Below are 13,619 nucleotides of genomic sequence, written 5' to 3'. Positions count from 1 at the left end.
TATAGGAACTAAACGCGTTGTTTTAGGTTCTGTGTGTGGGTTTGGTTGTGTGTTGGTCAGAGTGTGGTGTTGGGGTATCTGACTGATGTGTGGAACTCGTTCCAGTTGATGGCGGTGCCGTAGTGTTCGGGCTCGTCCTGTTCCTGTCTGGTTTCCCGTTTGGGTGCTGGTTGTGGCTGCTGGTGTTCGTCCCTGATCAGGCTGGCGGGGTCGGGGTTGTCGGTTTTCATGTAGCAGTGCCATTCGCAGGCGCGTCCCATGTGGCTCTCGGGTAGGCCGTGGTGTTGCAGGAGGGTGCGTTTGATGGGTGGGTTGACTCCTCCTTCCAGCCGGTTGGTGGTGCGTTCCACTGGCCCGCCGGCGGTGAGTTCGGGTTCCGGGAAGGCGAAGAGCTGCCTGTCTTGGAAGAGGTGTTCGGGCCTGCGGTAGCAGCGGCGGAGTTCCTGGTGGGTCCACCACCAGGATTGGTGGCTGGCTTTGGGGTTGGCTGGGTCGTCCTTGGCCATGGTGCGTTCGTCGATGAGGGTTTTCCATCTTTCGTGCCAGGCGTTCAAGGCCTCACCCCAACGCACCGCTTCCTCGATGGTATGGACCCGGGTGAGCTGGTCGGAGAGTCGCTTGAGTTCCTTGCCGGCCTGAAGTCGTGGTTTGAGTGTCGGGTCGGTTTTGGTGTTGCGTTGCACGTGCACCAGGCAGCGTTGGATGCGCGTGCCCGGCCAGCAAGGCATGGCAGGCTTTCTGCACGCCGCGAAGGCCGTCGGTGATGAGCACGTCGGGCCCGGGGATGCGGGAGGACAGGGCCGTGCAGGCCGCCGTGTTCTCCTGATGGCACCACTGCCGGTCGATGACCTGGCCCGTCTGCCCGTCGATCGCTATCAGGAGGCACCAGCCGTGTGCCATATACGTGCCGTCGGCCATGAGCGTGTGATGGACCACCCCGTCCGGTGTGATTGCCGGCTTGATGTTCCAGCACCAGCCGACCCGTTTACGCCAGGCCCTGGCGCCCATGGCCCCCATCTGTTCCCGGGTCCTGCCCGTCAGCGGCCAGTCCGGGAACTCCCTCAACTGCGCGGCGCGGGCCCGGTCCTGCCTGCGCGCGGTGGACGTGATCGAGCAGGACGGACACATCCAGCGCTGCGTGCCTGATCTGTTGCGCCCATGCTTGCGCATCCGCCCATGGCATATGGGGCAATGCCTGGCCCTCTTCGATCTGGTTCTCATTCCCCGATCGAACAGGAACGGGCACCCCTGCAAGACCCCTATTAACAACCCGACCTATTAACAACCACCCAACACGCTTACAGCCACAAGGCCAAACCCCCAACATAAACAACGCGTTTAGTTCCTATAGCCCTATAATGGTGTAACGGTGGTGCTACTGTCACCGTTGATGTAATAACTCAAGAATGATAGTTAGGCCTATCTATCAGTGCAGTATTCCAATTTTTGCTGGGTTGTCAGAGGTGCCATGGCTGACACCGCTGACTTCGTTATTGGTTATCAAGGATGAATTGACTCAACAAACGGAAAGGGGCTTATGATGAAAGCTCTGAACACTATCAAAAGTAGGTTGCTCGCCAGCGTTGCTGTTCCACTTGCGCTGTCTATGGGAGTCGCCATGGTTCCCAGTCAGGCGATGGCTGCAGAGCCTGTGGATACCGCTTCGACATCTATCGTGAGTCAAGTCACCGATTCGCTGACTCCGAGGGATGTGCTGGAGATAGCGGATACCGCATGGGAAAACGGTGATTATGAAGGTGCTGGCATCCTGACCGAGTATGCATTCTCGATGCATGATGGCACTGCCGGTAATGGCTTCCAATCGAGGAATTGGGCTACGACGATCGCCAAGAAAGCTGTCATTAAGCTTCTGCGCTGGGGAGGTTCCAAGCTTCCTGCCAAGATTGCTCCGTGGGCCGGTCGGATTGCAGACTTCCTGGAAGCCACCGGCGTCTGGACTCATGCCGCTATCGTCTCAGGTTTGATGCAGCTGGGCATCCCTTACGATATTGCTGAATACACGGCGACATGGGTTGATTTGTTCCTCTGATTCATGGAGAGAGGGGTGAGCGATGAGTGACCGTGGACGATCAGACCATGTAACGGTTTCGGATGCGATTACCGGTGTTGGTTTTTTCGGAACTGTGTTGTTGGGTTTTGTCTTTCCTTTTGCGGTCGGCATTGGTGTCACTTATCGCTTGCTCCCTTTCGGTGGCGTTCGTTCCTGGGTGCATGGGTGGCGTGGGGTTTTGGGTACCATCGTTATCTTTCTGTTGTGGTTCTTTGGTACCTACATAACTGATGCGTTGGTGGATGTGTTGTTTAGCATGAGCAGTCACAAGGTCTTGAAGAAGCTTGTTAGCGAAGTTGTGAGTTTTGTGTTTCTCATGGGGTTGATGGCCTTGGCCTTCAGCAGGTGGGAAGCCATGGCGCTCTCATCTTTGATAACTGAGGTTCTCACCATTCTCATCTCCCTACTCGTCATTCATGCCGTTGATGCTGCAGACAAGCATGATTAATCTAAACAACGATCATTCCTAGGGAATGAAGCGGATTCGAGTGCCCCTTTTATGGGGCGGGAGAAACGCATCGGACGCGGAGAGGTCTCCTCCTTGGTTTGGGAGGAGACCTCTTCGGTTTGGTTGTGTGTGGTGTTAGTCGTCGGTGGGGTTGATGTTCTTACTGAGGGCCAGGGCGATGAGCGCTGCGAGGTTGTTGGTTCGGTCGAGGGTGAGGGCTTGGACCATGTATGAGCTGGCTTGGTCGGGGTCGCGGGCGGCCCAGGCCAGGTAGGCTCTGGAGGCGCTGAGGTGTGGGGTGGGGCCGACGGCGGCGGTGAGCTGGTCGAAGAGGTTGTAGGCTCTGTCGGCGCGTTCCTGGTTGACGGGGGTCCGGCCTTCGAAGCAGGTGGTGAGGCTGGTGAAGATGAGTTTGACGGCGGCGGGGTCGTGGGGTTGTTCGGTGATGGTGGTCAGGTCGTCTCGGGTGGTGTCGGGGTTGATGGCGGCGACCAGGAGCGCGTCGCGGTGCGGCAGTGAGGTTTCTATCAGCGCGGCCATGCGGGTGAGCCGGTCGTGTCCTATGGCTTCGGGCTGGTGGGTGCCGTCGAGTATGCGCATGATGCTGTCGAGGGCCTGTCGGCCTGCGGTGAGCATGAGTTGGGGGTCCTGGCTCAGTTGCTTGACGTCGTCCTGGAGGCTGGTTGTGGTGTTCATGGGTGTTCCTTTCCTTGGTGCCGGGACTGTTTGTGCCGACGCCTGGAATGGCGGCCCGGGTATAGCGGAGAGTCAAGCCCCCGCGTGGATCCGAACACTCCCCCGGAGGCCGAGGGGGCATGCTGTTCGGCCCCCTCGGCCGGAGCGGGGTGTGGGCGGAGACGCTCGGGGCTTGAGTCGCAGCGGCCCGGGCCAGAATGGAAGGGGGCGGCACAAACACCACATTCCCAACCCCTTCAGCAGCACGCCGCAGGCGTGCGACAGCGGCGGCCAGACATCAAGGCGCAGCCGCCGATGACCACAACCCCGGCCGAGCCGAGCATGGAAAAAGGGACCCCGTTGAGGGGTCCCTTGATGATGTTGCCCTGATGGGTCAGGCCATCTGGCTTCGGAGTCCTGGGTAGTGGTGTGCCAGGTATTCGGCGGTGGCTTGGCGGATCAGTGCCGATAGGTTGGTGCCTTCTGTTTTGACGGCGGCTTCGGCCCATTGGTCCAGGGCCGGGGTGGTGCGTACCTGCCAGGTTTTGCTGGTGGGTTGTTTGAGTTCGTCGCGGGGGCGGCCGGCGAAGATGGAGAGCAGGTCGTCGTCGGTCAGGGGGCCGGCGTCGTAGCCCCGGTATACCCGGGTGCCTTCGATGGGTGTGAATTGGCCGGCGTCGGCCATGCGGTCGAGTGCTTCGGCGTGTGCTGCCCTGTCGGCGGGTGTCTGTGTGTTGGTCATGGTCTGGCTCCTTGTTGGTTGTGTCTATTGGTATCTGAGATGTTGCCACCGGCTGGTCAGCGGCATGGCGTGGAAGGCGTGGAGCTGGCCGTCCTGCCATTTGCTGACGATGACTTCGAGCAGGTTGTCGGGTAGGGCCCCGGGGTGTGGCTGGCCGACGAAGACCACCGTCATCTCGTCGCCGTAGCCCTCGATTTGTTCGTGGCCTATGGAGTGGAGGACCGCGTGCCTGATTTCGTCGTCGGCGCAGCCGTGCTTGCGGGCTGATTGCTCTATCTCGATCTCCATGACCATGAGTGTAGTACAAATTGCACATACAAACCAGTCGTGCGTTCCTCGCGTTGCGGTCTGGCTGTCCGAACGCGGGGCGTTCGACGATGCCGATTCCACCCCGTGGGGTGGCGCGAGGCATCGCTGCGCCGCCGCCGGCAGCCGGCCCCGCTTGGTGGCGGGGCCGGCTGCGGGGTTCATTCACTCTTTGGTGTCCTCCTCCTGGTCGCCGTCGTCTGTTTCATCTTCGTTCCCTTCGTTGTCTTCCTCTTCAGGTCGGGGCACCAGGTCGCCGTCGAGACCGGATTGCTCTTCGTCGCTGATGGCGTAGCCTGCGGTTTGGAGGGCACGGTAGAGGGGTTTGAGCAGGCCGTCTATGTCGTCTTGGCTGCGCCAGGTCTCGTGGTTGATCTGTGTCTCCATGATGGCGTGGCACAGGGCGAAGGCCGTCTGGGTGCGGCGACTCTCGTCAAGGTCGGCCTTTTGCGCCAGCTCGGCTTCCTGGTCCTGGACGATGGCGCGCCATGTGTCCCGCACCTGGTCCCGGCTGACCCACCAGGTGCGTTGGCTCGCTTGGGCGATGACCAGCATGGACAGGGCCTGGGACTGGTTTTTGGCGGGGCGTTTGAGGGACATGAGCCGTTGCGTGTAGGCCAGCCGCAGGTCGTGGCTTGCCGTGTCCAGTTGCTTGGCCGGTGCGATTTCGGCTTCTTGTTCGGCTTGCCACCTGGCCAGGTCATCCTCTCTTTGCCGGCGTTCGTCCTCCTGGTCCTGTTGGGTGTATGGCTCCAGCAGGGTGATTTTGACGCGCCACTGTCCGCCACGGTCGAGCAGTCCGGCGGCCGTGGGTTTGTCGCCTTCCCATTCCTCCAGCCATGTGTCGAGGGCCTGCTTGGGGTCGGGGTCGGTATCCGGGGAGAATCGGGCGATGGTGCGCCAACCTTCCGGGTCAGACCAGGATTGTGATGGTGTCAGCGGCACGATGGGCAGCCCGGCCTGCTTGATGGCTTCCTGGGCCTGTTCGATCCACTTGTCCAGCGACCGTTTGGCCTGGACCTGGTGCAGTGTCATGTTCCAGTTGTTGGTGCCTGCGGCTTTGATGAGCTGGTCTTGCAGGCCTTCGTCGTCGCGGAAGTCGGCTATCGTCTCCAATTCCTCGAAGCTCAGCTGGGATGGCAGCGCGAGTATTTTCTCGTCGTCGATGGACGATATTTTGAGCCGTCGCTGCACGGTGCTGCGGCTGCGGCCAGTGGCTTTGGCCATCTGGTCCACGTCTTCGCCAAGGTCCAGGAGGTGGGCGTATCCGCGTGCCTCGTCCAGGGCGGTGAGCTGGTCACGGTGTATGTTCTCTACCAGCATCACCTCCGCCTGGGTCTGCTCGTCCATGTCGGTGATGATACAGGGCACGGTTGCAAGGCCGGCCTGCTCGGCGGCCGCCAGCCGCCGGTGTCCGATGACCAGGGTGTGCCGCCCCTCCTGGTTCGCCGGTGTGACGACCAGGGCCTGCTGTATGCCTTGGGACGCGATGCTCATGGCCAGCTCCGACACGTCTCCTATCTCGCTTCGGGGGTTGGCGTCGTTGGGCCTGATGGCGTCGATGGGCAGCATGGTCACTGTGGTTGTGGTGTTCATGGGTGTTCCTTTCCTTGGTGCCGGGACTGTTTGTGCCGACGCCTGGAATGGCGGCCCGGGTATAGCGGAGAGTCAAGCCCCCGCGTGGATCCGAACACTCCCCCGGAGGCCGAGGGGGCATGCTGTTCGGCCCCCTCGGCCGGAGCGGGGTGTGGGCGGAGACGCTCGGGGCTTGAGTCGCAGCGGCCCGGGCCAGAATGGAAGGGGGCGGCACAAACACCACATTCCCAACCCCTTCAGCAGCACGCCGCAGGCGTGCGACAGCGGCGGCCAGACATCAAGGCGCAGCCGCCGATGACCACAACCCCGGCCGAGCCGACCAGTTTTATGTTTGCCGATTGAAGGGTGATCTGCAGTAGCTCATGATAGAAGAAAGACCATCCGATAAGAAATGTGTTTATATTGTGAAGCTTTATCTTGATGAAGCTTTCTAACTGATATCCCGAGTATATTAAAGCTTGTTAGAAGCCGCCACTGCCTCTATCATATTTATATGATATGCACACTAGGGCGGCACTTTTTTATCTAAAGGGGTGTAACTGAGATGGACACCGCTCGTATTCCTTACCCTTCGCATCCTTATCAGAGCTCAGCCAATCTAGCCTCTATGCTGATACAGAACGGTCTCTCCGGCATCAGGGGCTATAGGAACTAAACGCGTTGTTTTAGGTTCTGTGTGTGGGTTTGGTTGTGTGTTGGTCAGAGTGTGGTGTTGGGGTATCTGACTGGTGTGTGGAACTCGTTCCAGTTGATGGCGGTGCCGTAGTGTTCGGGCTCGTCCTGTTCCTGTCTGGTTTCCCGTTTGGGTGCTGGTTGTGGCTGCTGGTGTTCGTCCCTGATCAGGCTGGCGGGGTCGGGGGTTGTCGGTTTTCATGTAGCAGTGCCATTCGCAGGCGCGTCCCATGTGGCTCTCGGGTAGGCCGTGGTGTTGCAGGAGGGTGCGTTTGATGGGTGGGTTGACTCCTCCTTCCAGCCGGTTGGTGGTGCGTTCCACTGGCCCGCCGGCGGTGAGTTCGGGTTCCGGGAAGGCGAAGAGCTGCCTGTCTTGGAAGAGGTGTTCGGGCCTGCGGTAGCAGCGGCGGAGTTCCTGGTGGGTCCACCACCAGGATTGGTGGCTGGCTTTGGGGTTGGCTGGGTCGTCCTTGGCCATGGTGCGTTCGTCGATGAGGGTTTTCCATCTTTCGTGCCAGGCGTTCAAGGCCTCACCCCAACGCACCGCTTCCTCGATGGTATGGACCCGGGTGAGCTGGTCGGAGAGTCGCTTGAGTTCCTTGCCGGCCTGAAGTCGTGGTTTGAGTGTCGGGTCGGTTTTGGTGTTGCGTTGCACGTGCACCAGGCAGCGTTGGATGCGCGTGCCCGGCCAGCAAGGCATGGCAGGCTTTCTGCACGCCGCGAAGGCCGTCGGTGATGAGCACGTCGGGCCCGGGGATGCGGGAGGACAGGGCCGTGCAGGCCGCCGTGTTCTCCTGATGGCACCACTGCCGGTCGATGACCTGGCCCGTCTGCCCGTCGATCGCTATCAGGAGGCACCAGCCGTGTGCCATATACGTGCCGTCGGCCATGAGCGTGTGATGGACCACCCCGTCCGGTGTGATTGCCGGCTTGATGTTCCAGCACCAGCCGACCCGTTTACGCCAGGCCCTGGCGCCCATGGCCCCCATCTGTTCCCGGGTCCTGCCCGTCAGCGGCCGGTCCGGGAACTCCCTCAACTGCGCGGCGCGGGCCCGGTCCTGCCTGCGCGCGGTGGACGTGATCGAGCAGGACGGACACATCCAGCGCTGCGTGCCTGATCTGTTGCGCCCATGCTTGCGCATCCGCCCATGGCATATGGGGCAATGCCTGGCCCTCTTCGATCTGGTTCTCATTCCCCGATCGAACAGGAACGGGCACCCCTGCAAGACCCCTATTAACAACCCGACCTATTAACAACCACCCAACACGCTTACAGCCACAAGGCCAAACCCCCAACATAAACAACGCGTTTAGTTCCTATAGCCCAGAATCTCTGAAGTGGGTGTCACTGCTCCAGGAAATCGGTGCAGACGCAGTCGTTAATATCATTCAGAATGGAAGCCACGGGGGAGGATCAGGTAAGTATAGACGCTGGGAAAAGTTTGCTATGCAAACGGCTTGGTGTCTTGACATCATTGGATGCAGCAATTGAAGGTCCATCTCTACTCAAAGGAAAGTTGCCATCTTAAAAGGCGACGTATGGGTACTTAGCTATCAAAGGCAATGAGCAAGTTATTAATATTCAAGAAGCGAGTTAAAACAGAAGTTGACACTGAACCGGGTTCTGATAATATTACTACAAAGCATAGTCCGCAACGATGGGAGACGCAATGATTGGGGAAGCTGTATACATGCGGGCGACGCACCCAGGATCTCCTTTCTTTGTCGATAGCCGTAGTCTCATGGCACATGCCGAAGAGTCATGGGATCCTGAACCTGACTGTCCGATAGGATGGGCTTCAAATAAATCCGTAGTATGGACATATATGCAGCCGACTGCTTGCATAATGAGGACCCACGGATGGAAAATTCATGTGACGGCTTCCCTTGACAATGCACAATCAGTTTTAGAAAAGTTTCTAAAATCTGTATTTCAGAGCATGTTATGTTCAAATATCTCAGGGATAAACAACAGTACCGATCCTCCAATACCAAATATGCAGGACGCAGCTCTAGTGGAAAATTCATAACCATATATCCCTTTTCTGATGAGCATCTTGAAAGATTAACCCTCAAACTAGAGGAAGCAATAGGCGGTGAACCAGGACCTTATATCCTCAGTGATTTAAGGTACAATAACGGACCTATCTTTTTCAGATATGGGGCGTTTGTTTCAATAGAAATGTCCGATGCGGAAGGTGAGAAGATAAGTCTCATTCCCGACGCTGACGGAGTGTTGAAAGAGGACATATGCACCAGTTACAGCGATACGAGCAACGTGTTGTGTTGGTAAATAGGAATATCGCCCCATGACAGCGTTTATTTCAGTACTCGTTGTCGTGGGGCTTTATAATCGCATGAGGTCTGGCGATACTCTGATCTCAGTACCATGAAGGTTAATATTATGCGTGATGGTGTGGTAGTAGCTGAACAGCTAAGTAAGAATTTCGTCTCGGGTGACGGGACTCCCACTGTGGTATTCAATGATCTTTCTTTTGTTGCTGCTGGTGGTGCCATGACCGCAATTACAGGGCCCTCTGGATGTGGTAAGAGCACCTTGCTATATTGCCTTTCTGGTCTTGAACAGCCATCTCAAGGAAATGTGTGGGTGCTGGGTGAGGAACTAACTAAGAAGAACCAGCGTAACTTGGCTTTGTTTCGCAGATCGCATATCGGGTTTGTGTTTCAGTCCTACAATCTTGTCCCGTCCATGACCGTTCGTGACAATATCCTGCTCCCCTTGACTCTCAGCCATCGCAAGGTCGATCAAGGAAGCATCGATGCCCTCATGGATAAGTTCCACTTGAGCGGGCACGACAATGACGCAGCTAGTTCGCTCTCAGGTGGTGAGCAGCAGCGGGTATCCTTGATTCGCACCTTGGTCGCGGATCCCGATGTTGTGTTCGCCGATGAGCCGACAGGTGCTCTTGACCAGAAGTCCGGACAGTTGGTTTTCTCGCAGTTGCGGGACTTCTCCCATCGACCCGGTAAATGCGTGGTCGTGGTCACACACGATCTCCGCCTGGCCCGGCAATGCGACGTCGTATACACCATGAGTGATGGCGGATTTGTCGCATCAGGGAATGTGGAAGAGCAAGCGTAGTTATTGCCCTGATTCTGTATGGCGATGCGGCGTGAAAGGTGTAAGTCATGAAGTGGGCGTTGAATGATCTGAAAGCCAATAGAGGAATCTGGGCCGGTGTGTTTCTTGTGCTTGTGGTCACGCAGACGATTCTGTGCGCCATGAGTGTATGCAAGGGAATCAATGATCTCAAACATGATTCCCCGGGGGAAGTGGGTGTGGTATCTCACCATCTCAGCACTAACGTGGACTCGGTCTACCAGATAGCAATGGTCCTGGGTTGCCTGGTCATTATGGTGACGATTCAGGCTTCCATAAGGCAGCGGCGGAAGGGACTTGCATTGTTGTCCCTGCTTGGTGCCACACCTAGGCAGGTGCTGACCCTCACCATGGTGCAGGTGTTCGTGCTGACTCTGATCTCCTCCATCGTTGGTATGGCGCTGGCGCCAATTCTTGCCCCACGGATTCTAAAGTTCCAGTTGGAGGCCGTGCTGTTACCGCCGCTTATCACTTTTACTTGGCAGGGTTTCTTAGACTTTGCTTTGAGGGGGCTTGCAGTCGGTTTCATTGTGGCTTTGTTGGGTGCTCTCTTTACTCTGCGTGCTTTGAGGAAAGTGCTTCCGGTTGAGCTGCTGAGAGGTTCAGGAACTGAGGAAGTCCACGTCACGAGAGCTGGGCGCGGTCTGAGGAGATTCCTTATTATCGGTGGTTTCATCGCCCTGCTGGCACCGGCTGTCGCTGCCGTCATCCTGGTGTTGAACGACCCCAAAACTCTGAGTAAGACCCAATTGGGCATCATCATGCAACCCATGTCATTAGGCCCGATCATCGCGATACTGCTGTTTCTGGTCGCTCTGGCCTATTCTGGAGGACCCATCATCCAATGGGCCACCAAAACATGGACGAATCTGGTTCCTGTGCAATCCGATGTCTGGAAGATCGCACGGGCACAAGCCATTGTGAGAAGTCGCGGGAAGGCATTCGGCTCCACCATCATCTCACTGACTGCTTGCCTGTTCCTGCTCGGTGGATTGTTAATCACAGGTCAAACCAGTACTGCTGCCATAAGTGGCTTTCCCCAGTTGAAAGACATGGGATCAGCCACACCGATAGAGCTTATGTCCAGCCTGTGGTCGGCCTTGCTCATTGCTGTAATCGGTGCGGTCGCCAGTTTCGCCATCTCTGCCAAGGAACGCAACCTTGATCTGGCCCTTATCTCCATCGCGGGCGCTGTGCCCGGACAGCTACTTGCCATATCGGCCTTGGATGGTTTCATCCTCGTGACCACCGGTATCCTTATCTCTGCGGGGGCCACCTTGCTCGTCGGAGTTTTCACCGCTGTGACATTCCTCCCTCTTTCCAAGAATCTCTTTGTAGTGGTCTTCCCCTGGAAGTTCTTCATTATCCTTGCTGTGCCCATTATCGCCGCGGGAACACTTTCCACATTTTTCTCTGCACGTTCTAGTTTGAAGCGATCGGCAATTGAAACCGTCCAAACAGCCATAGGCGAATAGCGGAAATCATGTCAACTATGCAAACTCAGCAACGTCAAAAAACCACAATTTTTAATGTATTCAGACTATTGAAACCGCACACAGCTATCACTGTTGTTGTGATGTCTGTGGGTATAGTGTCTTCAGGTCTGGCGTTACTACAACCTCTGTGTGTCAATTATCTTCTACACGCCATAGAACAGAGTCAGAAGTTGGTGAGACCAATTGCAGTCTTGGCGCTTTTGTTTGTAGCAGGCATCGTCCTGGATGGTTTGGGATCCAATATGGCAAACCGCCTTGCGGCGAAAATAGTTTTCGATAAACGTAGCAATCTCATTACCTGTATCCTCGGCCTGCCGGTACAAGAGTATGATAAGAGGGAGTCGGGTGACTATGTCTCAACTGTCATCTCAGATACTAATGAGTTACGCTCAGCCCTGTCATCAGACTTCTTTAAAGTGGCCGCGAATCTGTTAACAGCTTGCGGATCAGCTGTCGCTATGCTGTTCATTGATACCAGACTCTTTGCCGTGGCACTTATAACTTCGTGCACATCCATTCTGTTGATGATTGCTGCTTCTTCTCGTCTGCAGGCCTATACCGAACTGGTACAAGCTAAGACAGCAAGACTGTCTAATGCCATACTGCGATCATTAGCTGGAATTCGCACAATTAAGGCCTTTATGGCAACAGTGCCTGAAACGAAAAGAGTAGTCGGTACCGCAGAAGAAGTGTATCGGGCAACAGTAAAAGTGGCCAACAAGGAAACAATCATTCGGTCCATTGTGAACTGCGCCATACAGCTGACCTTACTAATCGTTTTTTCCTTTGGCGGCGCGGAAATAGCGAAAGGGGATCTTGATATTTCTAATTTCATCTCCTTTTCAATGTATTTGACTATGGTTGTTTCTTCGCTAAGCTCCTTTTCCTCATCTATAACCACGGCTTTCAAAGCTTTAGGACCACTCAGGAGAATAGAAGACATTGAATCTTTGCGCGATAAAAGCGAAACCGTAAGTTCGAGCAATATGCTTTCCCCAGATGGGCATTCCTCGTTTGATACAGCCAACATTACGCTGGAGTTCAAAGATGTATGCTTTTCTTACAATACAGCGGACAAAGATGATGAACGAAATACCACTCTGCAGAACATTAGTTTTAGCGCAGTCCCACACCAAAGAACCGTCATCGTGGGCTCGTCGGGTTCAGGTAAAACTACGCTGCTTTCCCTATTGGAGGCTTTTTATAGGCCGGATTCGGGGCATATCCTATACAACAATGTTGACTCAACTGATTTAAATGGGCCTATAGGAACTAAACGCGTTGTTTTAGGTTCTGTGTGTGGGTTTGGTTGTGTGTTGGTCAGAGTGTGGTGTTGGGGTATCTGAATGGTGTGTGGAACTCGTTCCAGTTGATGGCGGTGCCGTAGTGTTCGGGCTCGTCCTGTTCCTGTCTGGTTTCCCGTTTGGGTGCTGGTTGTGGCTGGTGGTGTTCGTCCCTGATCAGGCTGGCGGGGTCGGGGTTGTCGGTTTTCATGTAGCAGTGCCATTCGCAGGCGCGTCCCATGTGGCTCTCGGGTAGGCCGTGGTGTTGCAGGAGGGTGCGTTTGATGGGTGAGTCGACTCCTCCTTCCAGCCGGTTGGTGGTGCGTTCCACTGGCCCGCCGGCGGTGAGTTCGGGTTCCGGGAAGGCGAAGAGCTGCCTGTCTTGGAAGAGGTGTTCGGGCCTGCGGTAGCAGCGGCGGAGTTCCTGGTGGGTCCACCACCAGGATTGGTGGCTGGCTTTGGGGTTGGCTGGGTCGTCCTTGGCCATGGTGCGTTCGTCGATGAGGGTTTTCCATCTTTCGTGCCAGGCGTTCAAGGCCTCACCCCAACGCACCGCTTCCTCGATGGTATGGACCCGGGTGAGCTGGTCGGAGAGTCGCTTGAGTTCCTTGCCGGCCTGAAGTCGTGGTTTGAGTGTCGGGTCGGTTTTGGTGTTGCGTTGCACGTGCACCAGGCAGCGTTGGATGCGCGTGCCCGGCCAGCAAGGCATGGCAGGCTTTCTGCACGCCGCGAAGGCCGTCGGTGATGAGCACGTCGGGCCCGGGGATGCGGGAGGACAGGGCCGTGCAGGCCGCCGTGTTCTCCTGATGGCACCACTGCCGGTCGATGACCTGGCCCGTCTGCCCGTCGATCGCTATCAGGAGGCACCAGCCGTGTGCCATATACGTGCCGTCGGCCATGAGCGTGTGATGGACCACCCCGTCCGGTGTGATTGCCGGCTTGATGTTCCAGCACCAGCCGACCCGTTTACGCCAGGCCCTGGCGCCCATGGCCCCCATCTGTTCCCGGGTCCTGCCCGTCAGCAGCCGGTCCGGGAACTCCCTCAACTGCGCGGCGCGGGCCCGGTCCTGCCTGCGCGCGGTGGACGTGATCGAGCAGGACGGACACATCCAGCGCTGCGTGCCTGATCTGTTGCGCCCATGCTTGCGCATCCGCCCATGGCATATGGGGCAATGCCTGGCCCTCTTCGATCTGGTTCTCATTCCCCGA

9 protein-coding genes and 4 pseudogenes are annotated in these 13,619 nt (G+C 56.8%); 6 read left to right on the top strand and 7 right to left on the bottom strand.

The features are described 5' to 3' along the window. Window positions 1–56 precede the first annotated feature (56 nt). A pseudogene (locus ACUIAF_RS02720) lies at window positions 57–1,221 on the bottom strand (IS1249 family transposase). Window positions 1,222–1,537: 316 nt separating this feature from the next. Between ACUIAF_RS02720 and ACUIAF_RS02715 the strand changes: the two are divergent. Both ACUIAF_RS02715 and ACUIAF_RS02710 read left to right on the top strand, forming a co-directional pair. Then, window positions 1,538–2,050 carry a hypothetical protein gene (locus ACUIAF_RS02715; RefSeq protein ID WP_045925197.1) on the top strand — a complete coding sequence of 171 codons (513 nt, stop codon included), beginning with the start codon at window positions 1,538–1,540 and terminating at the stop codon, window positions 2,048–2,050. Between the two features lie 22 nt (window positions 2,051–2,072). Beyond that, the gene (locus ACUIAF_RS02710) at window positions 2,073–2,519 is read left to right on the top strand and encodes a hypothetical protein (RefSeq protein ID WP_015022033.1); all 447 of its coding nucleotides are present in this window, start codon (window positions 2,073–2,075) and stop codon (window positions 2,517–2,519) included. 135 nt (window positions 2,520–2,654) lie between these two features. On the opposite strand, the gene ACUIAF_RS02705 is transcribed toward ACUIAF_RS02710, so the two are convergent. From ACUIAF_RS02705 to ACUIAF_RS02685, 5 genes and pseudogenes are all read right to left on the bottom strand, one after another. Continuing rightward, entirely contained in the window at window positions 2,655–3,215 is a 561-nt protein-coding gene (locus ACUIAF_RS02705) for a hypothetical protein (protein ID WP_015022034.1), read from the bottom strand. A 373-nt stretch (window positions 3,216–3,588) separates the two neighbouring features. Next, window positions 3,589–3,936, bottom strand: a complete 348-nt coding sequence (locus ACUIAF_RS02700; protein WP_015022035.1) for a hypothetical protein — start codon at window positions 3,934–3,936, stop codon at window positions 3,589–3,591. A gap of 24 nt (window positions 3,937–3,960) precedes the next feature. Then, window positions 3,961–4,224, bottom strand: coding sequence for a hypothetical protein (locus ACUIAF_RS02695; RefSeq protein ID WP_141650026.1), 264 nt, complete (start codon window positions 4,222–4,224; stop codon window positions 3,961–3,963). Window positions 4,225–4,407: 183 nt separating this feature from the next. Continuing rightward, window positions 4,408–5,838: a ParB/RepB/Spo0J family partition protein gene (locus ACUIAF_RS02690; RefSeq protein WP_015022037.1), complete on the bottom strand. Its 1,431-nt coding sequence runs from the start codon at window positions 5,836–5,838 to the stop codon at window positions 4,408–4,410. Window positions 5,839–6,537: 699 nt separating this feature from the next. Further along, a pseudogene (locus tag ACUIAF_RS02685) lies at window positions 6,538–7,703 on the bottom strand (IS1249 family transposase). A 465-nt stretch (window positions 7,704–8,168) separates the two neighbouring features. On the opposite strand from ACUIAF_RS02685, the pseudogene ACUIAF_RS02680 reads away from it, so the two are divergent. The 4 genes and pseudogenes from ACUIAF_RS02680 to ACUIAF_RS02665 all read left to right on the top strand — a co-directional run bounded on the left by ACUIAF_RS02680 (window position 8,169) and on the right by ACUIAF_RS02665 (window position 12,473). Continuing rightward, window positions 8,169–8,803 (top strand): annotated as a pseudogene (locus ACUIAF_RS02680) (class III lanthionine synthetase LanKC N-terminal domain-containing protein). Window positions 8,804–8,899: 96 nt separating this feature from the next. Further along, window positions 8,900–9,613 (top strand): ABC transporter ATP-binding protein, encoded by a 714-nt coding sequence (locus ACUIAF_RS02675; RefSeq protein WP_101433110.1) that lies wholly within the window; start codon window positions 8,900–8,902, stop codon window positions 9,611–9,613. Window positions 9,614–9,660: 47 nt separating this feature from the next. Further along, complete coding sequence (locus ACUIAF_RS02670; protein WP_045924218.1) at window positions 9,661–11,106, top strand: FtsX-like permease family protein; 1,446 nt, start codon at window positions 9,661–9,663, stop codon at window positions 11,104–11,106. Window positions 11,107–11,123: 17 nt separating this feature from the next. Continuing rightward, entirely contained in the window at window positions 11,124–12,473 is a 1,350-nt protein-coding gene (locus ACUIAF_RS02665; protein WP_181415147.1) for an ABC transporter ATP-binding protein, read from the top strand. Here ACUIAF_RS02665 and ACUIAF_RS02660 read toward each other — a convergent pair. Next, window positions 12,448–13,612 (bottom strand): annotated as a pseudogene (locus ACUIAF_RS02660) (IS1249 family transposase). The gene ACUIAF_RS02665 and the pseudogene ACUIAF_RS02660 sit on opposite strands and share 26 nt — an antisense overlap. Window positions 13,613–13,619: the final 7 nt, after the last annotated feature.

The organism is Bifidobacterium sp. ESL0822 (genome assembly GCF_052606675.1).
This window is presented reverse-complemented; position numbering and strand designations above follow the sequence as displayed.

What these genes read in the sequence shown, in the direction of transcription:
- ACUIAF_RS02715 (WP_045925197.1), top strand. Translation starts at nt 1,538, where the DNA reads ATGATGAAAGCTCTGAACACTATCAAAAGTAGGTTGCTCGCCAGCGTT.
- ACUIAF_RS02710 (WP_015022033.1), top strand. Translation starts at nt 2,073, where the DNA reads ATGAGTGACCGTGGACGATCAGACCATGTAACGGTTTCGGATGCGATT.
- ACUIAF_RS02705 (WP_015022034.1), bottom strand. Translation starts at nt 3,215, where the DNA reads ATGAACACCACAACCAGCCTCCAGGACGACGTCAAGCAACTGAGCCAG.
- ACUIAF_RS02700 (WP_015022035.1), bottom strand. Translation starts at nt 3,936, where the DNA reads ATGACCAACACACAGACACCCGCCGACAGGGCAGCACACGCCGAAGCA.
- ACUIAF_RS02695 (WP_141650026.1), bottom strand. Translation starts at nt 4,224, where the DNA reads ATGGAGATCGAGATAGAGCAATCAGCCCGCAAGCACGGCTGCGCCGAC.
- ACUIAF_RS02690 (WP_015022037.1), bottom strand. Translation starts at nt 5,838, where the DNA reads ATGAACACCACAACCACAGTGACCATGCTGCCCATCGACGCCATCAGG.
- ACUIAF_RS02675 (WP_101433110.1), top strand. Translation starts at nt 8,900, where the DNA reads ATGAAGGTTAATATTATGCGTGATGGTGTGGTAGTAGCTGAACAGCTA.
- ACUIAF_RS02670 (WP_045924218.1), top strand. Translation starts at nt 9,661, where the DNA reads ATGAAGTGGGCGTTGAATGATCTGAAAGCCAATAGAGGAATCTGGGCC.
- ACUIAF_RS02665 (WP_181415147.1), top strand. Translation starts at nt 11,124, where the DNA reads ATGCAAACTCAGCAACGTCAAAAAACCACAATTTTTAATGTATTCAGA.